This is a genomic window from Antrihabitans auranticaus, from assembly GCF_016481275.1.
GTDB lineage: Bacteria > Actinomycetota > Actinomycetes > Mycobacteriales > Mycobacteriaceae > Antrihabitans.
The window spans coordinates 1,064,769-1,088,401 of record NZ_JAEMNW010000002.1 but is presented as its reverse complement, the minus strand read 5'-3'; the positions used below and the strand labels follow the sequence as shown (position 1 = coordinate 1,088,401).

The window sequence follows — 23,633 nt, the reverse complement described above, 5'->3', positions numbered from 1 at the left end:
CGCCGTTTTGCGCCCATTCGGCTACGCCCGGGCCCGAATTCGCTTGCCTGCGCCGATCAGAAGGTCGACGACGAGGAAGGCGAGCAGACTCAGTCCCAGCAGTGGGAAGAACCAGCCCACGGCGAGAGCCGCGGCGCCGAGGCCGACCGCGAACGCGGGGTGCATACGTCGGACTCCGCCGCGCGCCGGAGGTCGGCCGACCGCCCATGCCGACCCACGCGTCGGCCGGCGACGCCACCACATCAGGTAGCCGCGGACGATCACCGTCGTCAGGAGGCCGACGACAACCAGCAGCAGCAGCTGATTCAGGAATCCGAACAGGAAGCCCATGTGCATGCGAATGCCGAGGTCCGCGAGCATCGCAACGACCGTGTAGTCACGCCAGTAGTCGAGCTTGGACGTCACGTCGTTCGTGGCGGGATCGATGGCAACCGAGTCCTGAGCGACGCGGTACGCCTTCTCGATCTCCGCAACCGAGACGGCGCCCCCGGGCTCGGTCGGCAGCGTGATCTCCATCGGGACGGTCACACCGCTGCGTGCTGCTGTGTCGCGAATCTTGTCGTAGTCGATCTGCTGCGCCTGCGCACCGTGCTCGTGCGAACCACCATGACCCTCGTGGCCCGAAGCCGCCGGTTCGGTGTCGAGACTCGGCCGCTCCCAACTCATCTCGGTACGCAGCTCGGTGACGTTCTCGCCCGCATACTTCGACCAGGTGAGGCCGGTCGCGGAGAGAAACAGCAGACCGAGGACGATCCAAATTCCAGCAACGCCATGCCAATTGAGCGTTCGGGCGCGCCCGGTCGCGGACCGGTCGATCGTGAAGAAGCGTGGCTTCTTTTCCCGTGCCCGATCCTTGCGCGCCTTCACGAACCACAGGTACAGACCACCGAGTGCGACGACCCACATCCAGGACGCCGCCATTTCGCTGTACACACGGCCCGGTTCGCCGAGCTGAAGGTTGCGGTGGAAGTCGTCGAGCCAGGTGCTGAGCGGTAGGTAGCCGAACCACACGGGTTCGGTGCCCAAAACTTCGCCGGAATACGGGTCGACGAACACCGCTCGCTGCTTGTCGCCGGTCAGCTCCGGATCCGCGAAGTAGACGCGTGTCGATTCCTCTGACGTCTCGGGCGGTCGCACGCCGCTGAGTGTGAGGTCTGGATATGCCGCCGCAGCATTCTCGACCTGGGTCGTGAGCGGAAGCTCCGGACCGTCGGCTCTGACGTGTGTGAGGTCGGCGTAGACGAACCTGTCGATGGTCGGTGCCATCGCGTAGAGGCCACCGGTGACGGCCGCGATCAGGATGAAAGGCGCGATGAGCACGCCGGCGTAGAAGTGCAGGCGCAGCATCAACGGCTGGAGGCTGCGTGCAGCTTTTCGTGGGGGTTTGGCGAGATCGGTTGGTTGTTCGGGCACGGCGGGGCCGCGCTCCAGTTCGAACGTGGACATGTTGCTCGTTTCGGAATCGGTCGCGCCGAAGACGCGTCAGCGAAAGGGCGTGCCGCAGGTGGCACGAGAGAATTGCGCGGGCCAGAGCGGCGCCGCGCCGGGTACGAGTTCGCTAGACGAGCGCGGGCGGACCGCGAGTCCCAGTCCCCGCGCTGACAAGCAGCCACCGGGAAAAGACGCAGCGGTAGACCGGAGTATCGGAGACGGTTGCGGGGAGCGGTGCCACCGGTAGCCGCAGCAGCATCGGGAGGACGCGCAGAACCTTTTGCACGACAACGTGATACGCGTGCTCGACACCGCGCACGAGGGTCAGCGCGACGAGAATCCCAAGTGTGTGGAAGGCCAGCATCTGGGTGCTGAGCAACGGTTGATGCATGTGGTCGGACGACACGGTGAGTGCGGTGTGGCCGATGAGCTGGCCGGCCGCGAGCAACGCCAGTAGCAGGGTGGCTGAGATCTGCTCACGTCTGATCCCCGAGACCGCGGCACCTACCGCCGAACACGCGGCCACCGTGAGAACGAGCGTCGAATCGCCGGGAACCATGCCGCCACCGAAAAGGTGCGCACCGACGCTGACCACGCCCGACGCCGACCCGACGAGGGCGCCGCGAAGTCGCAGCACCCCACTCGTGTCCGACGTCATGGGGAGGATCGTACTTGCAGGTCGTGCGCGGTCCGCACTTACAACCCGAAGCTGCCCGGGCCGCGTCTGCGCAGATACTTCTCGAATTCCGCGGCGAGCGCGTCGCCGTCGATCTTCGAGATGGCGTCGGAAATGTCTGTCTCGGCGTCGCCACGCTCTTCGAGCGTCCGCACGTATTCGGCGATCTCTTCGTCTTCCTTCGTCATTTCGGTGACCGCCTCCTCCCAGTCCTCCGCCTGACCGGGCAGTTCGCCGAGCGGAACCTCTATGTCCAAGACGTCTTCGACTCGCTGCAACAGAGCGATCGTCGCCTTCGGATTGGGCGGCGACGAGACGTAGTGCGGCACGGCGGCCCAGAACGACACGGCTGGAACGCCCGCTTTCACACAGTGGTCTTGCAGGACGCCCGTGATCCCGGTGGGTCCCTCGTACCGGGTCTGTTCGAGTTTGAACTGCTCGGCGGCCTCTTTGCTGTAGGCGGAGCCGGTCACGGGCACAGGCCGCGTGTGGGGGGTATCGGCCAGCAGTGCGCCGAGAATGACCACGGTGCTGACACCGAGTTGCTCGACGAACTCGAGCAGGTCGTCGCAGAAGCTGCGCCAGCGCATATTCGGCTCGATGCCGCGCAGCAGTACGACGTCGCGCTGGCTACCGGGCGGCGAACACACAGACAGAAACGTCGACGGCCACTGGATTTCGCGCGTGACCCCATCGACCTGCTTCACGGTCGGGCGGTTGACCTGGTAGTCGTAATAGTCCTCGGAGTCCAGCTCAGCCAATGGTTCCGCGTCCCAGATGAGTTCCAGATGCTCGACCGCCCCGCTCGCCGCGTCGCCCGCGTCGTTCCAGCCCTCGAACGCGGCAACCAGCACGGGGTTGCGCAGCGCAGGCAGAATCGGGTCGGGCTCGTCTGGACTCACCTGGACAGACTACGACGCAGGTCGCCAACTTCGAGCCGATGCGGGCTGCGCCCTCGTGTCATCCGCCACATTCAGCCCTCGGCATAACCGTCACGAAACATTGGGCACGTACCCTGGACAGCTCTGCCGGAACCGAAGAAGGACACGAATTGGGCCACGCCGAACACGTCTCGATCGTCGCTGCTCCGCTCGAGTTCGCGTTCGACTACGCGACCGATTACCGGAACGCGCCCGATTGGATGTTCGGGTTGACCCGACTGGTGCCGATGAGCGACAAAGTTCGTGAAAAAGGCGCCGTTTTCGACACCGACGTTCGGATCGGATCGACACCGCTGCTCGTCGAAGCCATTGAGTGGGTTGCCAACTCAGCGGTTACGATGAAGTCGATCCGGGGGATCGAGGGCCAGGTCAGGTGGACGTTCCGCGCACTGCCGGGCAATCGCACGGAGATCAAGACGACGGTCGACTACCGCGTCGGTTTCGGCATCGCGGGCCGCGCCCTCGGTGCGCTGATCAAGGCTATGACGGCGACCGCGATCAGGCACAGCGACAAGCACGTTCGCACCAACGTCGAGACGCTCTATCGGCAGGCGCAGGTCGCCTAAAGGTAGCCATGGCCGGATGTGTCGTATCGGCCCACTACTCTTGACATATGCCTGCTCCATTCCACAGTGCCCTGCTCGATGCGCTCAGCCAGCGCGTTGTGATCGGCGACGGTGCCATGGGAACAATGCTGCAGGCTGCGGACCTTTCGCTCGACGACTTCCTCGGGCTCGAGGGCTGCAACGAGATTCTCAACGCCACGCGCCCCGACGTGCTCGCGGATATCCATCGCGCGTACTTCGAGGCCGGCGCGGACGCCGTCGAGACCAATACTTTCGGCTGCAATCTGCCGAACCTCGCCGATTACGACATTTCGGACCGTATTCGCGAACTGTCGGAAAAAGGCACCCGAATCGCGCGTGACGTCGCGGACGAGATGGGCCCCGGCCGGGACGGAATGGCTCGCTTCGTCCTGGGTTCGATGGGACCGGGCACCAAGTTGCCCACGCTCGGTCATGCACCGTTCGCAATCCTTCGCGACGCCTACACCGAGTCCGCCCTCGGCATGATCGACGGCGGTGCGGACGCGATCCTGGTCGAGACCTGCCAGGACCTCCTGCAGGTCAAGGCCGCAATCATCGGCAGCCAGCGCGCCATGGAGAAACTCGGCCGTCGCCTGCCGATCATCACGCACGTGACAGTCGAAACGACCGGCACGATGCTCGTGGGTAGCGAGATCGGCGCGGCACTCACAGCGATCGAACCGCTCGGCGTGGATCTCATCGGCCTCAACTGCGCAACCGGTCCCGACGAGATGAGCGAACACCTCCGCCACCTCTCCAAGTACTCGAAGCTTCCCGTTTCGGTAATGCCGAATGCCGGTCTGCCGCAACTCGGTCCGACCGGCGCCGAGTACCCGCTGACACCCGAAGAACTTGCAGTCGCGCTCAGTGGGTTCGTGCGCGAGTTCGGTCTAGCACTCGTCGGGGGCTGCTGCGGCACGACGCCCGAACACATCCGCCAGGTCGCCGAAGCGGTGCGCGAGGTCGAAAAGGGCAAGCGCACACATATTCACGAGCCCGGTGTGTCGTCGATCTACACGGCTGTCCCGTTCCAGCAGGATGCCAGCATCCTGATGATCGGTGAACGCACGAACTCGAACGGCTCCAAGGCATTTCGTGACGCGATGCTCGCGGCCGACTATCAGAAGTGCCTCGATATCGCGAAGGACCAGACTCGCGACGGCGCACACATGCTCGACCTGAACATCGACTACGTGGGACGCGACGGCGCGGCCGATATGTCCGCTCTCGCAAGCAGATTGGCGACGGCATCGACGTTGCCGATCATGCTCGACTCCACCGAACCCGCCGTGCTCGAGGCGGGGCTGGAACACCTCGGCGGTCGCTGCGCCGTGAACTCCGTGAACTACGAGGACGGCGCGGGGCCGGATTCGCGTTTCCAGAAGATCATGAAGCTGGTCCAGGAGCACGGTGCGGCTGTCGTCGCCCTGACCATCGACGAGGAGGGGCAGGCGCGGACCGCGGAGTGGAAGGTCCGGATCGCCGACCGGCTCATCGAAGACATCACGACCAACTGGGGTCTCGACAAGAGCGACATCATCATCGACGCCCTGACCTTCCCGATCTCGACCGGTCAAGAAGAGGTCCGCCGCGACGGCATCGAGACGATCGAGGCAATTCGCCAGATCAAGGCGAAGCACCCCGAGGTGCACACGACACTCGGCCTGTCGAACATCTCCTTCGGTCTGAATCCTGCTGCGCGCCAGGTGCTCAACTCCGTGTTCCTGCACGAGTGCGTCGAAGCCGGGCTGACCACGGCGATCGTGCACGCGTCGAAGATTCTGCCCATGGCGCGGATTCCGGACGAGCAGCGCGAGACAGCGCTCGACCTGGTCTACGACCGCAGATCCGAGGGTTACGACCCGCTGCAGAAGTTGATGCAGTTGTTCGAGGGGGTTTCCGCCGCGGGAGCGCGGGAGTCGCGAGCTCAAGAGTTGGGCAGGTTGCCGCTGTTCGACCGACTCGAGCGACGCATCGTCGATGGCGAACGCAACGGGCTCGAAGCAGACCTTGATTCCGCGATGGACGAGAAGCCGCCTCTGGAAATCATCAACGAGACCCTGTTGTCCGGGATGAAGACGGTCGGCGAGCTGTTCGGATCCGGCCAGATGCAGCTGCCGTTCGTGCTGCAGTCCGCTGAGGTCATGAAGGCCGCTGTCGCCTACCTCGAACCGCACATGGAGAGCACGGGTGACGACGGCAAGGGCCGGATCGTGCTTGCCACCGTGAAGGGCGATGTGCACGACATCGGCAAGAACCTCGTCGACATCATTCTGTCCAACAACGGCTACGAGGTCGTCAACCTCGGCATCAAGCAGCCCATCGCGACGATTCTCGATGCAGCGATCGACAAGAAGGCCGACGTCATCGGCATGTCAGGTCTGCTGGTCAAGTCGACTGTCGTGATGAAGGAAAACCTGCAGGAGCTCAATGCCAAGGGCGTCGCCGAGCAGTTCCCGGTGCTTCTCGGTGGTGCGGCGCTGACGCGGTCCTATGTCGAGAACGACCTGACCGAGGTGTACGACGGCGACGTCAGTTATGCGCGGGATGCCTTCGAGGGTCTGCGCTTGATGGACACGATCATGACCCGCAAGCGCGGCGGTGGTCCCGATCCCGACAGCGAAGAGGCGATCGCCGAGCGGAAGAAGGCGGAAGAGCGCAAGGCCCGGCACGAGCGGTCTCGCAAAATTGCCGAGAAGCGCAAAGCAGCCGAGGTTCCGGTCGTCATTCCAGAACGCTCCAACGTCGCGGCAGACCTGCCGGTCCCCACGCCGCCCTTCTGGGGCAATCGCATCGTCAAAGGCGTTGCACTGTCGGAGTATTCAGGCCTGCTGGACGAGCGCGCCCTGTTCCTCGGACAGTGGGGGCTCCGTGGGCAGAAGGGTGGCGAAGGCCCCAGCTACGAAGAGTTGGTCGAGACCGAAGGCAAGCCGCGGCTGCGGTACTGGCTGGACAGGCTGAGCACCGACGGAATTCTCGCGCACGCGGCCGTCGTCTACGGGTACTTCCCGGCGGTCTCCGAAGGCGACGACGTCGTCGTGCTTGCGGAACCGACGCCGGACGCCGAAGAGCGCTACCGGTTCACGTTCCCGCGGCAGCAACGGGACCGGTTCCTGTGCGTCGCGGACTTCATCCGCTCGCGAACCGCGGCGAAAGAATCCGGGCAGGTCGACGTACTGCCGTTCCAGTTGGTCACCATGGGCCAGCCGATCGCGGACTTCGCAAACGAACTTTTCGCGGCCAACTCCTATCGGGACTACCTCGAGGTGCACGGCATCGGTGTGCAGCTGACGGAGGCCTTGGCCGAATATTGGCATCGGCGGGTGCGCGAAGAACTCGTCCTCAGCGGCCACAGCCTCGCCGAAGACGATCCGTCCGACGTGCTCGACTACTTCAAACTCGGTTATCGCGGCGCGCGCTACTCCTTCGGTTACGGCGCCTGCCCCGAACTCGAGGATCGGGCAAAGCTCGTCGCATTGCTCGACGCCGAACGAATCGGCGTGAAGCTGTCCGAAGAGTTGCAACTTCACCCGGAACAGTCGACGGACGCGTTCGTCCTGCATCACCCGGAAGCGAAGTACTTCAACGCGTGAGTTGAATGTGTCGCTTCTCGCTCTGGCTCGGTGTAGTTACATGCCTCGTTGACTGCGCGTGGACGTTTGAAGCTGGCTCGCCTCCTAGTGGAGCAAGGTTGGTCGATCAGCCGCCTAGTGGATCGCTTCCAGTGCTCGCCGCCCACTGCCAGGACCTGGGCCGACCGGTTCCGAATCGGCGGAGAAGCCGCGAGGCATGACAGATCGAGTAGAGCGAACACCTCGCCGATCCAGACACCGACAGGAATCGAAGGCGAATCATCAAGGTGCGCTTAACTCGTCGGTGGGACCTCACCGCCTCGCCTACTACTGCCGATCGCACCCATCGACCGAGTCAACGTTCACAACGTCACTGAGAAGAACAGTTAGGCACGCCCGTTTGGCCCGTCACCGGGTGGTGACGGGTTGAGCGGGCTTGGGTTTGCTAGAAGGGTGGCGGTTCGTAGTCGCCTTCGTTTTGGGCGCGCTCGCTGCGGGCGCGGGCTTCGTGTTGCTGGATTCTGGTGCGTTGCTTGGGGTCCGGTGCCGTGTCGGGCATCGGGCGGTCGGGTTCGGTCCCGCCCAGCAGTGGGATCGGACCGGTTTCGGGGACCGGGTACGTCTTGCCGTGCGGGGAGGTGATCGACAGTGACCCGTCCGCGCCTTTGGTGAGGTCCCACCCGCCGAAGGTCTTGCCCCGGTGGTGTTTGCGGCAGAACGGACCCAAATTCTCGGCTGTTGTTCGACCACCCGCGGTGGGATTCTCGTGGTTGTAGGGGTCGCGATGATCCAGATCGCACTCCCACGCCGGCACATCGCAGTTGGGGAACATGCACGACCCCCACAACGCGCGGACATAGTCCTGCACCTGCTCGGACGGTGTGTAGGAGTCGGTGGCCTCCTTTTCGTCGGGGTCCACGAGTGGCCGCACGATCGCATCCTTGGCGATGTCACGCACCTGGTCGGCGTCGACGATGCCGAACCCGTCCAACCACCCCGGCTGATCACTGCTACCGGTCACGGTGGCGTGGGTGGCGATCACATGCACCAACGCTTTGCGTCCGACTTTCGACACACCGCCGATCGGGCACACCTCACGCCCGCATTCGCACGCCAGTTGGGACTGTCCACGGGTCAACGCGATCAACGCATCCGCCTTCCGCGCCGCGAAGGTCCGTGGGTCCTGGGCGCAGACCGCTTTCGCCATTTCCCCGATCCGACCCGACACGAACATGGCGTCCGCCGCGGGTAGGGACCCGGCCAGTTCGGCCATCCCGTCTTGCCCGGGTCCGATCCACACATGACGCCCCTTGGTGGCGGCTTCGCGGCGGGAGCGGAGCCCGGCGAGATCGATCTGTGCGATGACTTTGTCGACCACACCGCGTAACCGGCGCCCGGTCAACGCGGCCCGACCGTCCACCGCGGCAGCGAGGATGCGGCGTTCGACCTCTTTGAGGTGCTCCTCGGCGACGTTGCGGGTGGCGTTGACGATGATCTTCACCCGGTACAGATCCAGATCACCGCGGGCGAACGCGGCCCACACGTTGGGTAGCCGGGTGATCAGGTTGTGCCCGATGTCGATCAACGCGGACGCTCCGAACCCGGTGATGGTCAACGCGGCGGACAGTTCGGCTTCGGCGGTGTCCCACGGATCGATCGCGGAGACCGGATCGGGATCGGCGGGCGCCTGATCCACGCATCGCTGATACACCGCGGCGGCGAGTGCGTGTTTGCGGGCGCACACGGCGGCTTCGAACCGGTGCAGGTCCGACACCGCGTCGACCATGTCCGGGGTCGGCGCCACTTCAGGGTCGGGTATCCCGGCTCCGCTGAGTGACTGCAGCAACTTCTCGAACATGTATTCGAGTCTACCCGAATACTGTTGGTATAGCTACGAATACACCTGCTGATCCGGTCGCGAAGTAGACGGGAACCCAGTGTTCATGTGCTGCCGCGCTCACTGAGCACTGTCGTTCGCACATCCCCGCTCGCACGGCGGAAAGACTGGAAACAGGGTCAATGTCACCCGCCGTACTAGCGGACGGGCAGGTACGGCACAGGCCAGATATGTCGGCAGGTGTGTCAGGCGAATGCTCCGACGGGTGACGTCGTCCTGTTCGGCAGCGTTGGGCGCCCCAATGCAGTTACGCAATCCGGCCCGCGCATCGCGGCCCACGTACGCCTGACTAGGCGCCGTCAACCTCTGGTTGCTGAGGTGCGGTTTCCGCAGGCGCGACTTCGGCAGCGGCGTTTCGGCGTTGAATGTCGAGCGTGTGCTCGCCGATTTCCGGATCCGACGCCGTCACGGTCATCTCGCCACGACGCAAATCGTTCTCGGAGTGAATGACCGTCGGGCCGTCGATATCGGGGTCGAGGTCGTACCACTGTTTGATGAAGTCGGGGATCAGGTCGAAGATGTTCGTCGCCAGATCGACGCCCACAACCTTCGTGCGCACCTTGGCGACAGACGCGTCGACGTAGTAGTCGTCCACTTTCACCGTTGCGGCGAGCGCCCCCGGACCGTCGGACTGGGTGATAGTGACAGTCACGCCGTTCTCCAGCGCGTACTCGGATACAACGGCGTTCTCGTTTCGAGTGACGTGCGCCGTCAACACCGGCGCGGCTAGGGACGGCTCGACCGTCGCCGGCTCGGCCGCGCGAGTCACGGGCGGCGCCGCGAAATCGAAGATGTTGTCGGTGGGCAGGCCGGCACCGAGCGCCGACAGAATGACCGATGCTGCGGCACCCGTCAGCGTCACACTCGTGACACCGGCGAGCACGACCGAGGTATGTCGTATCCACGACATGTCAGGTCCTCCCGTCCGCGTTTGCATCGTTCACTGTCCCTAGCCTCAGCAAATGCTGAGCAATTTGTATTCCAGGTGCCATCTCGGCAGAAACCGTCTTGCGGTCTTTTTCTCCCTGTTTATGGAGTGTAAGCACGGAATTCGGCCTGATCCGCAGCCGAATCGGTGACGGACCTCACGTTCGAACGAACATGGGTGTGAGCAGGGGTGACGCCAGTTGTGACGTACGTGACTGCAGACTGCCCCCGTGTCCCACCCAGCGTTCATTGCCCGGATGTTGCGGATGTGGGGTCCTTCACTTATGCGGGCAAGAACGATGAGGACAGTGTCGCTACAGGGCTACTCTGGACCGGTTCACGTTGCAATTCTTGGGAGGACGATGGTCGCCGGCAGGCTGGTCGCGGGTCGTTATCGGCTCACCGACCGTATTGGTAGCGGTGGGATGGGCGTGGTCTGGCTCGCCCACGACAACCGTCTCGACCGGATGGTGGCCGTCAAACAGCTGTTGCTGACCCCGGGGCTCTCGGCTGCGGCAGCGGAAGAAGCGAACCATCGCGCCCTGCGCGAGGGGCGAATCGCCGCTCGTCTGCATCATCCGCACGCGATCGCGGTCTACGACGTCGCCGAAGAAGACGGCATGCCGTGGCTGATCATGGAGTATCTGCAGTCGCGCAGCCTGGCCGACATGCTCGAAGAAACGGGTCCGATCGGGCACATCGAGACGGCAGCGATCGGAGCCCAGGTCGCATCTGCGCTAGCGGCCTCTCACGAGGCCGGGATCGTCCACCGCGACGTCAAACCGGCAAACATTCTCATCGGCGACAACGGCAGTGTGAAGATCACCGACTTCGGAATCTCCCGCGCGACCGGCGACGTCACGGTGACCGCGACGGGGATGGTCGCAGGTACACCGGCCTACCTCGCGCCCGAAGTTGCCCGCGGCGACTATCCGGAGTCCCCGGCCGACGTATTCGCACTCGGTGCCGTCCTGTACATGATGATCGAGGGCAATCCGCCTTTCGGGAATCGGGACAACACGCTCGCCCTGCTGCACGCCGTTGCGGCGGGGGAGATCGAGCAGCCCCGGTCGACCGGTCCGCTGACGCGTTTGCTGTTGGACATGCTCGCCAAGGACCCGGAGCGACGCCCGACCATGCGGCAAGCCCAGGATGTGCTCGAGCGGGTCGCTGCAACTCAGGACAACACCGGACAAGCGCGCACCGCATTGATCGCCGCTCCCGCTCAAGAACGTGCGAAGCCCGAACCAACGCGGCGCGAAGCTCCGCCGCAGCGGGTCCAGCAGGCGTCCCCTTCGCGGCAACAGCCCCGCACCACTGTCGAACCGGCGCTCGCGCCGCAGCAGCGGCACGCACCGGTGCCGCCGCAGCGGCTCGCCCCACGGCAGGCACCGCAGCAGCTCGAGAAGCCGCGCCGGGGCATCGGACTCGCGGTCGCAGTGTTGTTGTTGGCCGGATTGGTCGCGGTCGGCGTCGTTGTGGCGATGATTGTCAACAATCGCGACAACACGTCCGGTGGTTCGAACACGACCAGCCAGATCGATCCGAGCAACGGCGGCTCGTCCAGCGACGTCAATTTCGACACGATGAGCGAATTCGTGCGTGACTACTACTCGCTGCTGCCTGACGACACCGACGCCGCCTACGCGAAACTCGCCGCCAACTACCAGGGCAAGAACCCGCGGTCCAGCTACGACAGTTTCTGGGGTGGCATCAAATCGGTCACCGTGGATTCGGTGACGGAGGGTACGTCGGGCACGTCGAGCGTCAACGTCGCGCTGACGTACGTCGACAAGAACGGCAAAAGTACGAGCGAGAATCGCTGGGTCGCCGTCATCGACGAGGGCAGCGGTCTGGTGCTCTACGACTCGGAGACGTTCTGAGTATGTCGCAACTCGCCGGTGTCCTTTGGGACATGGACGGTACGCTCCTGGACTCCGAGAAGCTCTGGGACATAGCGGTATACGAACTGGCCGAGTATCTCGGTGGGACGATGACGCCACAGATTCGGCATGCGCTGATCGGCGCGTCGGGTCCCAACGCCTTGGCGATCATCTTCGACTCGTTGGAACTCGAGCCGCACCCCGAGGCAGTCGGTGCTGCCGGTGCGTGGCTCGAAAAGCGCATCACCGGCCTGTTCGAAGGCGGCATCCCGTGGCGCCCGGGCGCGCGAGATGCGCTCGCGATGACCCGCGACGCGGGTTTGCCGATGGCGCTGGTGACCAACACGAAGCGCGATCTCGCAGAGTACGGACTGGACACAATGGGCCGGGAGTACTTCGACGCGAGCGTGTGTGGTGACGAGGTGGTCGACGGAAAGCCGGCGCCGCACGTCTATCTGCGGGCTGCGGAGTTGCTGGACCTGGAACCGTCGCAGTGCCTGGCGATCGAGGACTCGGCGACCGGCGCGCTCGCTGCCGAAGCTGCAGGGTGTCGCCTGCTCGTCGTCCCCTGCGAAGTCCCTGTTCCGCCGGGACCCGGCAGGGTCATGCGCGACACGCTGATCGGAATGACGTTGGCAGAGATGCACGCCTGCTTCGGCTGACGACCTCACGGCTCGGTGATCGCAGGGCTATCGTCAGTAGGTCAGCCGAGCGCAGTGGAGGAAAGTGTGAATCGACGTATCGCGTGTGTGGTTGCGGCCGCGGCACTTACGTGCGCGCTTGCCGGTTGTAGCAGCGACAGCGGCGATAGCAGTTCTGCCGCGAGCACCAGCGCGGCGACGTCGAAGTCGCAAAGCGGTGGCGCGCGACTGACCGGCAATCGCCCGACTGCGGCAGAGTCGACGACATCGAGCGAGGACCCGTCGGCAACAACTACGACAGCGGCGGGTGCCATTCCGGCACTCTTTCCCGACGACTGGCCGTTCCCACCGGATATGCAAGTCACCGAAACTCGCGACGAAGCCGTGACAGCACTTGTCGCCGGCACGTTGCCCGGCGCGGACGACGCGATCCAGACGTTCTACGACAGCCGACTGCCCGGATTGGGCTGGACGCTCAACGAATCCACGTCGAGCGGTTGCGCGCATGTCTACGAACGCGACGGGTTCAGCGCCAGCATCGTTTGCGCGGGCGATCAGGGTGAGGGCGCTCCCTCATTCCAGATCACTTTGCAGGGCGGCGAGTAGGAGCTGCAAGAATAGCTACTCGTGAAGAACTTCGAATCCCTGTTCACCGAGCTACAGGACCGTGCCGCCACTCGCCCCGAGGGTTCCGGCACCGTTGCAGCGTTGGACGCCGGGGTTCATTTCCAGGGCAAGAAGATCCTCGAAGAAGCTGGCGAAGTATGGCTGGCCGCCGAGCACGAGAGCGACGAGGCGCTCGCTGGTGAGGTCTCGCAGCTGCTCTATTGGGTGCAGGTGCTGCTGGTCGGTCGGGGGCTGAAGCTCGAGGACGTCTACCGACATCTGTAGGACGACGTCCCCGCACAGCACACGACCGCCGCTACCGAAAGAGACATCACGATGCTGCGAGTAGCAGTACCCAACAAAGGCGCACTGTCCGAGTCCGCTGCCGAAATACTGTCCGAGGCCGGCTACCGCCGCCGGACCGACTCGCGCGACCTGACCGTGCTCGACCCGTCGAATCAGGTCGAGTTCTTCTTCCTCCGGCCCAAGGACATCGCGATCTACGTCGGTTCCGGTGAGTTGGATCTCGGCATCACCGGACGCGATCTGGCGCTCGACTCGGGCGCACCGGTCGCGGAGCGCCTAGCGCTGGGCTTCGGGCGATCCTCGTTCCGCTATGCAGCGCCCGCCGGTCGGGAGTGGACCGCGAACGACCTCGGTGGTCTGCGAATCGCCACGTCCTACCCCAACCTCGTGCGCGTGGACCTCGCGGCCCGTGGCCTCGAAGCCGAAGTCATCCGGCTCGACGGTGCCGTCGAGATCTCCATCCAGCTCGGTGTCGCGGATGCGATTGCCGACGTCGTCGGTTCCGGCAGGACCCTGCGGCAGCACAACCTCGTCGCCTTCGGGGAATCCCTGTGCGACTCGGAAGGCGTGCTGATCGAACGCGCCGGTTCGACCAACGACGATCGCGCCCGGAACCAGCTGATCGCACGCGTCCAGGGCGTGGTCTTCGCGCAGCAGTATTTGATGCTCGACTACGACTGCCCCCGAACGCTTCTCGACGAAGCCGTCCGGATCACGCCGGGCCTCGAGTCGCCGACCGTGTCGCCACTTGCCGACGAAGACTGGATCGCCGTGCGCGCGATGGTGCCGCGCAAGGAGCACAACGACGTCATGGATCAGCTGGCCGAGCTCGGCGCCAAAGCGATCCTCGCGTCGGATATCCGGTCCTGCCGCGCTTTCTGAGCTATTCGGCAACTTCGATCTCCGAGGGCCACCCCGGATAGGGCGGGGGAGTACCGCCGAAAGATGGGCACAGCGCTTTGTAATCGCACCAGGCGCACTGCTTCCCGGGATTCGGGCGGAAGTCGCCCGTCGCGCCCGCATCGAGGATCGCCTTCCAGATGGCCGAAAGTGTGCGCTCGAACCGCAGTAGCTCCTCCTCGTCGGGTTTGTAGGTCAGCATGTCGTTGTCCGCGAGATAGAGGAGCCGGAGCTGTGTCGGCACGACGCCTCGCGTACGCAGAATGACCAAGGCGTAGAACTTCATCTGAAACAACGCGCGCGATTCGCGCTTTTCGCTCGGAATCCGGCCGGTCTTGTAGTCGACGACACGGACTTGCCCGTCCGGTGCCACGTCGACCCTGTCGACGAAGCCGCGCAGCACCGCGCCGTCCGCGAGTTCGGTCTCGACTCGGAGTTCGCACGCTTCGGGCTCGAACCGCGTCGGGTCTTCGAGGTTGTAGTAGGTCGCGATCAGGGTGCGTGCCTCGGAGAAGAACGTCTCGCGATCGTCGTCGGAGATCAGTTCTGTGAGCTCGGGGTTGCCTTCGAGGATTCGTTCCCAGGCAGGCAGCACGAGGCTTGCTGCCCGGTCCGCGACGCGGTCTGCTGCCGGCAGACCGTAGAGGTCTTCGAGGGCGGCATGGACGAGAGTTCCCCGCACCGCCGCGCGCGAGGGCACCTCCGGGACCCGATCGACCGCGCGGAACCGGTACTTCAGCGGGCATTGCCTGAAGTCGTCCGCCCGCGACGGTGACAGCGCCGGCCGACGAGCCGGCCTGACTTCGCCTGGATCGGTGTTCTCGGGGTGGACGCTGGCAACGACTGTCACACCTGGCAGGGTATGCCTGCGGTCCGACACGTTGTCGCGACCGCGCCCCGAGGGGCGGACGGCGAGGAGTGGCTTACCGATGACCGCACGACGCACAGGACCTTTCCAGGTCGGCGATCGAGTGCAGTTGACCGATGCGAAGGGCCGGCACTACACGGTCGTTCTCGAGGAAGGCCGCGAATTCCATACGCACAGAGGGGGACTCCAGCACGACGACCTCATCGGCACAGACGAGGGCACCGTCGTCAAATCGACGAACGGCACCCCGTATCTCGCGTTGCGGCCCCTACTCGTCGACTACATTCTGTCGATGCCGCGTGGCGCCCAGGTCATCTACCCCAAGGATGCCGCGCAGATCGTCCACGAGGGCGATGTGTTCCCCGGCGCGCGCGTGCTCGAGGCAGGCGCCGGGTCCGGCGCTCTGACGTGCTCTCTGCTGCGTGCCGTCGGCCCCGAGGGACGCGTCGTCTCCTACGAGGTGCGCGACGACCACGCTATCCACGCCGTGCGCAACGTCGAGACCTTTTTCGGCGGCCGCCCGGAGAACTGGGATCTGACGATCGGCGACGTCGCCCACTTCGACGGCCAGGTCGATCGCGCTGTGCTCGACATGCTGTCGCCCTGGGACGCGTTGCCTGCCGTGTCGAAGGCGTTGATCCCCGGCGGTGTGCTGATCGTCTACGTCGCGACTGTGACGCAGCTGTCCAAGGTCGTGGAAGCGCTGCGCGAACAGGAGTGCTGGACCGAACCGCGTTCCTGGGAGTCGATCGTCCGCGGGTGGCATATCGTCGGGCTGGCCGTCCGCCCCGAGCACCGTATGCAGGGGCACACCGCCTTTCTCGTCAGCGCGCGAAAGCTTGCGGAGGGAACCGTGACGCCGAAGCCGCAACGCAGGGCAGGAAAGGGATAGCTAGCGGCGCAAGGTCGGGTACTGCGTTTGCAGGTACCACAGAGCCTGATTGGCGTGAATGCTGCCGCGAAGTTCGCTCGAGACGACCTTGAGAACGGTCCCGTCCACGTCGATGACAAATGTCTTCCGCTTGGTCGGGACCAAACGGGCGAACAACCCGGGCCGCTTGTTTCGGCGCCGGTGGCGTTGGGTTTGCTTGGCTCGCGCGCGCCGGATTCCGCGCTTGACACCGAATTGCTCGGCTACGGCACCGTGCTCGTCGGACAGCAACGGATAGTCGAAGGCGCGCTGCTGCGCGAAATGCGCCTGGCGGTCGACCGTGTCGGTACTGATGCCGACCCGTTGCGCGTGCACTGCGGCGAATTCGCTTGCGAGATCCCGAAAGTGGCAGGCCTCCGCGCTGCAGATCGGCGAGTTCGCAATCGGATAGAAGAACAGGACCACAGGGCCGTCGGAGAGAAACGCGTAGAGCGAACGTCGGGTGCCCGTGTGATCGAACAGGTAGAAATTCGGCGCCTGATCACCTTCGTTCATGGAGGGGACACTACTTCAGTACAGCGGGTGATCGGGAAATATCGTCACTGCAGGTCGGCGGGCAATTTTCGACGTGTGGGCACGGGCGCCGTCAGCGCGGCGCGGGCACAGCTCCCGGCAGCATGTTCTGGCAACTGGTCCGGCCGAATGCGAGCAGGTTGCAGGTCGTCGAAGGCGTCAAACGCCATGTGCCGTCACTGTTTTCCCACGTCACATTGCGCAGCGGAATGGGTGGGGTCAACGGCGTCGTCACCTCGACGGCCGCGATCGCCTGGTTGCCTTGGACCTCGACTGCGTTGACAGCGAACGTAATTCGCCCGTAGTCGGCGAGCGCGGTGTTCATCGAGTCGATGAGTGGAACGAACTGCAAGCCGTCGACCACGAGCCCGACCTTCTGATCGGCGGGTATAGCGGGGTCGACGAATCTTGCGAGGGAATCCTGAAGAAATTCGGTGGTGGGTGCAGGCAGGTCCGGAACGACGGCCGTGGTCGTGGGCTGCGGCGCGGGCTGCGCGTTGTTCGGCGTGGCGGCTTCGGACCCCGAGTCGCGCAGCGCCGAGGGTGCCGAATCGTCGGCGGAGAACGAGAACACGAACGCAAGGACAGCGCCGATGACGAAGGGCAGGCCGAGTACGGCACCGAGCAACACGAGCTTCGGCGACGGCCGCAACCACACGCGACGGTTTTCGATTTTGCCTGGCGCAGGCTGTGGATTCACATGCCACCAATCTTCACGGGGACAGTGTACGAACACTGTCGCGACAGGGGACCAAGTTACGGGCGTGAAAAGAATGCACTAGCCAGGGGGCCTCGCCGCAACGACAATGGCTAGTCCGGCGATACCACGATTGCGGAGTGCCGCCGGGCGCTGCTCGTGCCGACCTGGGCGAGCACAACTGAACAACCCGATTGCACAGGTTCCGCACAACGAGGTTCCCCACCACGTTTGTGACCAGATCGCTAGCAGTGTCGGAAAGCGCAAACGGGGTAACCCCGGTAGCGTGGATAGACCGGTACTGGGAGGAGTCGAGCATGAGCCCCATCGATAGTTCGGATTCGGCGGCTTGGAGAGAACTCGAGGCTTTGCGCGCCGAGGCTGCTGGACTTCGCCGTCAGCTCGCGGAATCACCGGATCGGTCACGTGAACTCGAAACACGCGTCGATTCCCTGACCATCCGCAATACGAAGCTGATGGACACCCTCAAGGAAGCGCGCCAGCAACTCGTCGCGTTGCGCGAGGAGGTCGACCGGCTCGGTCAGCCGCCGAGCGGATACGGCGTGCTGTTGTCCGTCCACGAGGACGAGACGGTCGACGTGTTCACCTCGGGCCGCAAGATGCGGTTGACGTGCTCGCCGAACATCGACACCGAGACGCTGAATCTCGGCCAGACGGTCCGCCTGAACGAGGCGCTGACGGTTGTCGAGGCCGGTAAGTATGAGCGCGTCGGCGAGATCACCACGCTGCGGGAGATTCTCGACAACGGCACGCGTGCCCTGGTCGTCGGGCATGCCGACGAAGAGCGCGTCGTGCTCCTGGCCGAGCCCTTGGCGCGCGTGGCGGAGATCGACGACATCGACGATCCCGACTCGCCGATCCGAAAGCTGCGTCCGGGCGACTCGCTGCTGGTCGATACGAAGGCCGGTTACGCGTACGAGCGGATACCGAAGGCCGAGGTCGAGGACCTCGTGCTCGAAGAGGTGCCCGACGTCGACTACAGCGACATCGGCGGTCTCGGTCGCCAGATCGAGCAGATCCGCGACGCCGTCGAGCTGCCGTTCCTCCACAAGGAACTGTTCCGCGAGTACTCGCTGCGACCGCCGAAGGGTGTCCTGCTCTACGGCCCGCCCGGCTGCGGAAAGACGCTCATCGCGAAGGCCGTCGCAAACTCGCTGGCGAAGAAGATCGCCGAGTCGCGAGGCGAGGATGCCAAGGAAGCCAAGTCCTTCTTCTTGAACATCAAGGGCCCCGAGCTACTGAACAAGTTCGTCGGCGAAACCGAACGCCATATCCGGATCATCTTCCAGCGTGCCCGGGAGAAGGCGTCCGAAGGCACTCCGGTGATCGTGTTCTTCGACGAGATGGACTCGATCTTCCGTACTCGTGGGTCGGGCGTCTCGTCCGACGTCGAGACGACGGTCGTGCCACAGCTGCTGAGCGAGATCGACGGCGTCGAAGGCCTCGAGAACGTCATCGTGATCGGTGCGTCGAACCGCGAGGACATGATCGACCCCGCAATCCTGCGCCCCGGTCGGCTCGACGTGAAGATCAAGATCGAGCGTCCGGACGCCGAGTCGGCACAGGACATCTTCTCGAAGTACCTCACCGAGAGCCTGCCGGTGCACGCCGACGACCTGAACGAATTCGGCGGAGACCGGACAGCGTGCATCCAGGCGATGATCGAGAAGGTCGTCGAGCGGATGTACGCCGAGAGCGAAGACAACCGGTTCCTCGAAGTCACCTATGCCAACGGTGACAAAGAAGTTCTGTATTTCAAGGACTTCAACTCGGGCGCCATGATCCAGAACATCGTGGACCGGTCGAAGAAGTACGCGATCAAGGCGGTTCTGGAGACCAACTCACCCGGTCTGCGGATCCAGCACCTGTTCGATTCGATCGTTGACGAGTTCTCCGAGAACGAGGACCTGCCGAACACGACGAACCCGGACGACTGGGCGCGCATCTCCGGCAAGAAGGGCGAACGGATCGTCTACATCCGCACGCTCGTCACCGGAAAGAATGCGAGTGCAAGCCGGGCGATCGACACGGAGTCGAACACCGGCCAGTACCTGTAGCACGCTCTGAAACAAGAAGGTCCCCGACGCATTCGCGCCGGGGACCTTCTTGTCGGTACTACGCGCAGGGCGCCTGGCCCAGAGCGAGCAGCTGACACGTGCTCGCGTCGGACAGCTTCCAGGTGCCGTCGACGTTCTCCCACGTGAACGGCATCGGCGCGGTGCCGTGCACGGTGGTGACGTCTGTGGTCGCGTTTGCGGTCGTTCCCGCAGTGGTGATGTCGCGGACGGCAAACGTAATCTGCCCATAGGACTGCAGCGCCGCGGTCATCGTGTCGATGTTCGGAATCCGCGCTTCGCCGTTCACCAGGAGGACGGCCCGATCAGCGGCCGGCTTGGTGAGGTCCGCCAGTGCCACCAGCGGCGCCTGCAGTTCTTCGGCCGACGGTCCCGCGGCGGCTGCCGCCGATGTGGTGGTGGTCGTGGCCGCAGCAGCGGCGCTGGTCGTCGTTGCGTCGCTCGAGGAGTCGTCGTCGGACCCGCACGCGCTGATGCCCAGCGCGACGACCGCGGCCGCGGACGCGACCATGGTCTTGAACAGGATTGATTTCGGGCCGGTCGGAATCACATTCCGCCTTTCGATCGGCGCTCGAAACTGGTATTCGAGCGAGGTAAGGCGACCCTAACACAGGACTTTCACGAACCCGAGCGTGCTTCGGCGCTGCCGGACTCGTGTTCACCGGCCCAGCGCGAATGTTCCTGCCGTGCCCAACGGCGGGTCACCACACCGGATCTCATTCCCCGCATCGCCTCCCGATCGTTGAATGCGTACACCAGATGTCCGACGACGAGAAGACCGAAGGCCAACGCGAACCAGTCGTGCACGAAGGTCGCGCCGGTCCGGAACACCAAGCGCGTCCAATCGGGGAAGTACATGACGATTCCCGTCCCGAGCAGAACGAAGATCGAACCGGCGCTGAAGGCAGCGTTGAGCTTCTGACCGGCGTTGAACTTGCCGACGCCGATACCGCTTCGGCGGTGCCTCTTGGAGCGCAACCAGTGCCAATCGGCACGGGTGAACCTGTTCAGCCGCCGCAGATCTCGTCGGTAGGCGAGCGAGACGTATCCGGCAACGAGTGGTACGGGCAGCGCGAAACCGCAATAGACGTGGATTGTTTCGATGATGTGCCGGTTGCCGACCAGGACAGCGAGCGGCGAGTTGTAGAGAATTGCCGCAGTCGCGATACAGACCAGAACCAGGGCGCCGGTGAGCCAGTGCACCCATCGTTCGACGCGGTCGAAGCGGCGCAGTTCGTCGTCATGCTGTGGGGTCATCACCACGGCCGTTCGATCCGCCTACCCACGCGTCGACGTCGTAGCCGCGTTCTTCCCAGTAACCCCGTTCGACATCGGCAGTGAGCTCGATGCCCGACAACCACTTGAGGCTCTTGTATCCGTACATGGGCGCGACGTACAGCCGGACCGGTCCGCCGTGGTCGTGGGTAACCGGTCCGTCGATCATCTCCAATGCGACCAGAACATCGGAACGCCTAGCTTGTTCGAGCGTGAGACTCTCGGTGTAGGTGCCGTCGAACGATGTGAACCGCACCGCAGTCGCCACTCTCGCCGGCCGCACCAGCTCGAGAATGTGATCGAGTCGCACTCCGCGCCAGGGCACTTCGGGAACCCGCCAACCGGTGACGCACTGGAAGTCGCGAACGAGGTCGGTCTGTGGCATTGCGTCGAGATCGGCGAGGGTGAAAGTCCGCGGCGTCTCCACGAGGCCGGTCACCTCGAGGCGGTAGGTGTCGGCGGTCTTTCGCGGCGCCCCGCGCGTGACCGAGTAGAACCGGAACGAGTTGCCGACCGGAATGAGGCCGACCAAGCCGGTGGGGTCGTGGTTGCCGAGCGGCCCCAACACCTTCGCGAGCTGCTTCTGGATCTGCGCGCCGCCGAAGACACCTGCCACGCCGAGACCTAGCAGGCCGAGCACCACCCGTCGGCCGACGGGCGCACCGGCGATCGGCTCGGGCGTGTCCACCACTCCACTGTGCGCGTCCCGGGGCCGCGCGGGGATGACGAATTCGTGACGCTAGCCCCGCAGCATGTCGGGCACGAGGATTCGGGTGTCCGGCACGAAGGCCCATTCGGGATCGGCGAGATGGTCGGCGAGTTCTCGATCGGTCCACCACCAGCCGTCGGCGATTTCGCTGGCCTGGTGGCGGATGGGTCCGTCGTAGCGGGCTTCGAACGCGAACAGGTGGCAACGCATCGGTCTGTCGTTCCATTCGCCGTCCCACGATGCGTCGGCCAGGGGTCGCAACGCCACGCCCGTGATCCCGAGCTCTTCCGCCAGTTCCCGGACTGCAGCTTCTTCGATCGTCTCGCCGGGGTCGACGACGCCACCTGCCAGGCAATCGTGCATTCCCGGGTAGACCGATTTGATGTCCGTTCGGCGGTGCACGTAGATGCGCTCGCCGTCGGTCGACCGCACGAGCACGCCGGATGTGGCGTGCCACAAGCCTTCTGCGTACACGGTCGAGCGGGTGGCAGTGCCTGTCACTGCGCCGGAACGGTCGTAGACGGCAATCACTTCGTCGAGTGCATTCGGTCTCATGTCAGCCATCGTCGCACTGCGATCGGGGCGGGTTTATGGTTCACGGCGGAACGAAAGGAGTAGGCATGCCATTGCCACGACGACTTGCCCGGATCAACCGACGGGCTACCAACCGCATATCGGGTCTGATCGCGGGCCGCATGCCTGGCTTCGCGATCGTCGTGCACAAGGGTCGCAATTCCGGTCGTGAGTACCGGACCCCCGTCAACGCGTTCCAGAACGACGCGGGCTACAGAATCGCGCTGACATACGGTTCGGACGCCGATTGGATCAAGAACGTGCTCGCGGACAACGGTTGCGAGCTGGATCACCGGGGGAGCCGGGTGGCACTCACCGCGCCGCAGGTGATTCACGATCCTGACGTGAGTTGGGCGCCGTTGGGTGTTCGCCAGATTCTGCTTGCGCTCGATGCGCCGTACTACGTCCAACTCCAACTCGCGCAGTGATCGCGCGGTAGCTCTCGTTCCACAGCCACTCGACCGGTCCGCGTTGGAAGCGCCGTAGCCACAGGTGCGCGAAAGCGACAACGATTGCGCAGACCGCCAGATAGACGCCGACGGTGACAGGGACCCGCGCATTGCCGGTGAGGCGAGCCGCCACGCCGAGGCCCCAGCCGTAACACACGGCCGACGCGACGATGTTCTGCAGGACATAGCTGCTCAGCGCCATTCGGCCGACGTCGGACAATCGCCGCCCGACCACGCCGATGCGTTCGCGCCGGACGTAGAACTCGGCCACCAGGGCGAGGAGTCCGAGAGCAACGATTGCCGCGGTGCCGTACCGGCTGAGGATGAGTCCGGCGTCGCCACCGAACAGGCCGAGCGCCATGTCGATCGGCCACGCGATGGCGCCGGCGATCAGCAAACGGCGCCGGATTGCGCCACCCTCCGGGCCGAGCGCGCCGGCGCGATAGAGCCGGGCGCCCGCAACGAACAGCGCGATCGACATCGCAAAGATGAACACCGCTTCGATGCGGAAGAGGACAGCATTCTCCAGCCGGAATCCGACGAGGCTGACCCAGGAACCGTCCGCGTAGAGGTTGGGGTCGAGCGGTTTCGGTGGTTCCGGCTCGGGCGCGGTGAGTATCGCGACGGTCACGAGCGACAGGAACGCCACGTGTACCACTGCCGTCATCCACATCCAACGGCGTTGTGCGCGTTCGGAAGTCGCGAGCAGAAACGCGACCACCAGACCGGTCACTGCGTAGCCCATGAGCACGTCGAACTCGACGACGAGCACGAAGTGGACGAGGCCGTCGAGGAACAGCAGGCCGGCTCGCCACGGGTAGTTCCCTGGCCAGCGCCGACCGCGCCGGACCGCCGAATTCTGTTGAATCGCAAGGCCGATCCCGAACATAATGGTCAGCAAACCGAGGAACTTGCCTTGCGAGAGTTGCTGGAGCACCTTCTCGATCCACTGCCAGGCGCCGTCGAGCGTTGCTGTGCCGTTGATGTATCCGACCAGGCCCTCGGGGTCGGTGAAGATCCAGATGTTCGTGGCCAGGGTGCCGAGGATGGCGATGCCGCGAAGGACGTCGAGTGCCTGAATTCGAACCGCTGCCATACCCTCCAACGTGCCAACCGGCACCGCGTCCACACATCAGCCGAAAGGATGATCGCGGG

The 23,633-nt window shown here is 64.5% G+C and carries 24 protein-coding genes; 11 read left to right on the top strand and 13 right to left on the bottom strand.

Annotated features, from left to right (window positions below; translation table 11 throughout):
• Window positions 1–21 precede the first annotated feature (21 nt).
• The 3 genes from JGU72_RS13170 to JGU72_RS13160 form a co-directional block, all read right to left on the bottom strand.
• A complete protein-coding gene (locus JGU72_RS13170) occupies window positions 22–1,446 on the bottom strand; it encodes a PepSY-associated TM helix domain-containing protein (RefSeq protein ID WP_199684329.1) in 1,425 nt (474 codons plus the stop codon).
• Between the two features lie 112 nt (window positions 1,447–1,558).
• Window positions 1,559–2,089 (bottom strand): hypothetical protein, encoded by a 531-nt coding sequence (locus tag JGU72_RS13165; RefSeq protein WP_199684328.1) that lies wholly within the window; start codon window positions 2,087–2,089, stop codon window positions 1,559–1,561.
• Window positions 2,090–2,127: 38 nt separating this feature from the next.
• Window positions 2,128–3,009 carry a PAC2 family protein gene (locus tag JGU72_RS13160; protein ID WP_199684327.1) on the bottom strand — a complete coding sequence of 294 codons (882 nt, stop codon included), beginning with the start codon at window positions 3,007–3,009 and terminating at the stop codon, window positions 2,128–2,130.
• A gap of 38 nt (window positions 3,010–3,047) precedes the next feature.
• On the opposite strand from JGU72_RS13160, the gene JGU72_RS13155 reads away from it, so the two are divergent.
• Genes JGU72_RS13155 through JGU72_RS31420 form a run of 3 tightly spaced genes read left to right on the top strand, consistent with a single transcriptional unit; the run spans window position 3,048 to window position 7,504 of the window.
• Window positions 3,048–3,614, top strand: a complete 567-nt coding sequence (locus JGU72_RS13155; RefSeq protein ID WP_199684326.1) for an SRPBCC family protein — start codon at window positions 3,048–3,050, stop codon at window positions 3,612–3,614.
• Window positions 3,615–3,661: 47 nt separating this feature from the next.
• Window positions 3,662–7,228: a methionine synthase gene (gene metH / locus JGU72_RS13150; RefSeq protein ID WP_199684325.1), complete on the top strand. Its 3,567-nt coding sequence runs from the start codon at window positions 3,662–3,664 to the stop codon at window positions 7,226–7,228.
• A gap of 48 nt (window positions 7,229–7,276) precedes the next feature.
• On the top strand, window positions 7,277–7,504 hold the full coding sequence (locus JGU72_RS31420; protein WP_199684324.1) for a helix-turn-helix domain-containing protein: 228 nt from the start codon (window positions 7,277–7,279) through the stop codon (window positions 7,502–7,504).
• Window positions 7,505–7,652: 148 nt separating this feature from the next.
• Here the strand turns inward: JGU72_RS31420 and JGU72_RS13140 are convergent, their stop codons facing one another.
• A complete protein-coding gene (locus JGU72_RS13140; protein ID WP_199684323.1) occupies window positions 7,653–9,065 on the bottom strand; it encodes an HNH endonuclease signature motif containing protein in 1,413 nt (470 codons plus the stop codon).
• Between the two features lie 328 nt (window positions 9,066–9,393).
• Window positions 9,394–10,014, bottom strand: coding sequence for a hypothetical protein (locus tag JGU72_RS13135; RefSeq protein WP_199684322.1), 621 nt, complete (start codon window positions 10,012–10,014; stop codon window positions 9,394–9,396).
• A 379-nt stretch (window positions 10,015–10,393) separates the two neighbouring features.
• Between JGU72_RS13135 and JGU72_RS13130 the strand changes: the two genes are divergently transcribed.
• The 5 genes from JGU72_RS13130 (at window position 10,394) to hisG (ending at window position 14,349) form a co-directional block, all read left to right on the top strand.
• Window positions 10,394–11,914, top strand: coding sequence for a serine/threonine-protein kinase (locus JGU72_RS13130; RefSeq protein WP_199684321.1), 1,521 nt, complete (start codon window positions 10,394–10,396; stop codon window positions 11,912–11,914).
• A 2-nt stretch (window positions 11,915–11,916) separates the two neighbouring features.
• Complete coding sequence (locus tag JGU72_RS13125) at window positions 11,917–12,576, top strand: HAD family hydrolase (protein ID WP_199684320.1); 660 nt, start codon at window positions 11,917–11,919, stop codon at window positions 12,574–12,576.
• Between the two features lie 66 nt (window positions 12,577–12,642).
• A complete protein-coding gene (locus JGU72_RS13120) occupies window positions 12,643–13,161 on the top strand; it encodes a hypothetical protein (RefSeq protein ID WP_199684319.1) in 519 nt (172 codons plus the stop codon).
• A gap of 21 nt (window positions 13,162–13,182) precedes the next feature.
• Entirely contained in the window at window positions 13,183–13,446 is a 264-nt protein-coding gene (locus JGU72_RS13115; protein WP_199684318.1) for a phosphoribosyl-ATP diphosphatase, read from the top strand.
• Window positions 13,447–13,497: 51 nt separating this feature from the next.
• Window positions 13,498–14,349, top strand: a complete 852-nt coding sequence (gene hisG, locus JGU72_RS13110; protein WP_199684317.1) for an ATP phosphoribosyltransferase — start codon at window positions 13,498–13,500, stop codon at window positions 14,347–14,349.
• Window position 14,350: 1 nt separating this feature from the next.
• Here the strand turns inward: hisG and JGU72_RS13105 are convergent, their stop codons facing one another.
• Window positions 14,351–15,217 (bottom strand): RecB family exonuclease, encoded by an 867-nt coding sequence (locus JGU72_RS13105; protein WP_199684316.1) that lies wholly within the window; start codon window positions 15,215–15,217, stop codon window positions 14,351–14,353.
• 79 nt (window positions 15,218–15,296) lie between these two features.
• Between JGU72_RS13105 and JGU72_RS13100 the strand changes: the two genes are divergently transcribed.
• Window positions 15,297–16,127, top strand: coding sequence for a tRNA (adenine-N1)-methyltransferase (locus JGU72_RS13100; RefSeq protein WP_199684315.1), 831 nt, complete (start codon window positions 15,297–15,299; stop codon window positions 16,125–16,127).
• Here JGU72_RS13100 and JGU72_RS13095 read toward each other — a convergent pair whose 3' ends face one another.
• Together JGU72_RS13095 and JGU72_RS13090 are read right to left on the bottom strand one after the other, a co-directional pair.
• The gene (locus tag JGU72_RS13095; RefSeq protein ID WP_199684314.1) at window positions 16,128–16,661 is read right to left on the bottom strand and encodes a peroxiredoxin; all 534 of its coding nucleotides are present in this window, start codon (window positions 16,659–16,661) and stop codon (window positions 16,128–16,130) included.
• Between the two features lie 91 nt (window positions 16,662–16,752).
• A complete protein-coding gene (locus tag JGU72_RS13090; protein WP_199684313.1) occupies window positions 16,753–17,379 on the bottom strand; it encodes a hypothetical protein in 627 nt (208 codons plus the stop codon).
• 314 nt (window positions 17,380–17,693) lie between these two features.
• On the opposite strand from JGU72_RS13090, the gene arc reads away from it, so the two are divergent.
• Complete coding sequence (gene arc / locus JGU72_RS13085) at window positions 17,694–19,454, top strand: proteasome ATPase (protein WP_199684312.1); 1,761 nt, start codon at window positions 17,694–17,696, stop codon at window positions 19,452–19,454.
• Between the two features lie 58 nt (window positions 19,455–19,512).
• Here arc and JGU72_RS13080 read toward each other — a convergent pair whose 3' ends face one another.
• The 4 genes from JGU72_RS13080 to JGU72_RS13065 form a co-directional block, all read right to left on the bottom strand.
• Complete coding sequence (locus JGU72_RS13080; protein WP_307828422.1) at window positions 19,513–20,022, bottom strand: WKL family lipoprotein; 510 nt, start codon at window positions 20,020–20,022, stop codon at window positions 19,513–19,515.
• A gap of 68 nt (window positions 20,023–20,090) precedes the next feature.
• Window positions 20,091–20,729 carry a cytochrome b/b6 domain-containing protein gene (locus JGU72_RS13075; RefSeq protein WP_199684311.1) on the bottom strand — a complete coding sequence of 213 codons (639 nt, stop codon included), beginning with the start codon at window positions 20,727–20,729 and terminating at the stop codon, window positions 20,091–20,093.
• Window positions 20,713–21,435: a molybdopterin-dependent oxidoreductase gene (locus JGU72_RS13070; protein ID WP_199684310.1), complete on the bottom strand. Its 723-nt coding sequence runs from the start codon at window positions 21,433–21,435 to the stop codon at window positions 20,713–20,715. The genes JGU72_RS13075 and JGU72_RS13070 overlap by 17 nt, the downstream gene beginning before the upstream one ends.
• Before the next feature lie 51 nt (window positions 21,436–21,486).
• Window positions 21,487–22,011, bottom strand: a complete 525-nt coding sequence (locus tag JGU72_RS13065; protein WP_233531918.1) for an NUDIX hydrolase — start codon at window positions 22,009–22,011, stop codon at window positions 21,487–21,489.
• A 65-nt stretch (window positions 22,012–22,076) separates the two neighbouring features.
• On the opposite strand from JGU72_RS13065, the gene JGU72_RS13060 reads away from it, so the two are divergent.
• The gene (locus JGU72_RS13060) at window positions 22,077–22,457 is read left to right on the top strand and encodes a nitroreductase/quinone reductase family protein (RefSeq protein WP_199684308.1); all 381 of its coding nucleotides are present in this window, start codon (window positions 22,077–22,079) and stop codon (window positions 22,455–22,457) included.
• Here JGU72_RS13060 and JGU72_RS13055 read toward each other — a convergent pair.
• Entirely contained in the window at window positions 22,342–23,574 is a 1,233-nt protein-coding gene (locus JGU72_RS13055; RefSeq protein WP_199684307.1) for a DUF418 domain-containing protein, read from the bottom strand. The two genes, JGU72_RS13060 and JGU72_RS13055, sit on opposite strands and share 116 nt — an antisense overlap.
• Between the last annotated feature and the right edge of the window lie 59 nt (window positions 23,575–23,633).

What these genes read in the sequence shown, in the direction of transcription:
- JGU72_RS13170 (WP_199684329.1), bottom strand. Translation starts at nt 1,446, where the DNA reads ATGTCCACGTTCGAACTGGAGCGCGGCCCCGCCGTGCCCGAACAACCA.
- JGU72_RS13165 (WP_199684328.1), bottom strand. Translation starts at nt 2,089, where the DNA reads ATGACGTCGGACACGAGTGGGGTGCTGCGACTTCGCGGCGCCCTCGTC.
- JGU72_RS13155 (WP_199684326.1), top strand. Translation starts at nt 3,048, where the DNA reads ATGCGGGCTGCGCCCTCGTGTCATCCGCCACATTCAGCCCTCGGCATA.
- metH (WP_199684325.1), top strand. Translation starts at nt 3,662, where the DNA reads ATGCCTGCTCCATTCCACAGTGCCCTGCTCGATGCGCTCAGCCAGCGC.
- JGU72_RS13140 (WP_199684323.1), bottom strand. Translation starts at nt 9,065, where the DNA reads ATGTTCGAGAAGTTGCTGCAGTCACTCAGCGGAGCCGGGATACCCGAC.
- JGU72_RS13135 (WP_199684322.1), bottom strand. Translation starts at nt 10,014, where the DNA reads ATGTCGTGGATACGACATACCTCGGTCGTGCTCGCCGGTGTCACGAGT.
- JGU72_RS13130 (WP_199684321.1), top strand. Translation starts at nt 10,394, where the DNA reads ATGGTCGCCGGCAGGCTGGTCGCGGGTCGTTATCGGCTCACCGACCGT.
- JGU72_RS13125 (WP_199684320.1), top strand. Translation starts at nt 11,917, where the DNA reads ATGTCGCAACTCGCCGGTGTCCTTTGGGACATGGACGGTACGCTCCTG.
- hisG (WP_199684317.1), top strand. Translation starts at nt 13,498, where the DNA reads ATGCTGCGAGTAGCAGTACCCAACAAAGGCGCACTGTCCGAGTCCGCT.
- JGU72_RS13100 (WP_199684315.1), top strand. Translation starts at nt 15,297, where the DNA reads ATGACCGCACGACGCACAGGACCTTTCCAGGTCGGCGATCGAGTGCAG.
- JGU72_RS13095 (WP_199684314.1), bottom strand. Translation starts at nt 16,661, where the DNA reads ATGAACGAAGGTGATCAGGCGCCGAATTTCTACCTGTTCGATCACACG.
- arc (WP_199684312.1), top strand. Translation starts at nt 17,694, where the DNA reads ATGAGCCCCATCGATAGTTCGGATTCGGCGGCTTGGAGAGAACTCGAG.
- JGU72_RS13075 (WP_199684311.1), bottom strand. Translation starts at nt 20,729, where the DNA reads ATGACCCCACAGCATGACGACGAACTGCGCCGCTTCGACCGCGTCGAA.
- JGU72_RS13065 (WP_233531918.1), bottom strand. Translation starts at nt 22,011, where the DNA reads ATGAGACCGAATGCACTCGACGAAGTGATTGCCGTCTACGACCGTTCC.
- JGU72_RS13060 (WP_199684308.1), top strand. Translation starts at nt 22,077, where the DNA reads ATGCCATTGCCACGACGACTTGCCCGGATCAACCGACGGGCTACCAAC.
- JGU72_RS13055 (WP_199684307.1), bottom strand. Translation starts at nt 23,574, where the DNA reads ATGGCAGCGGTTCGAATTCAGGCACTCGACGTCCTTCGCGGCATCGCC.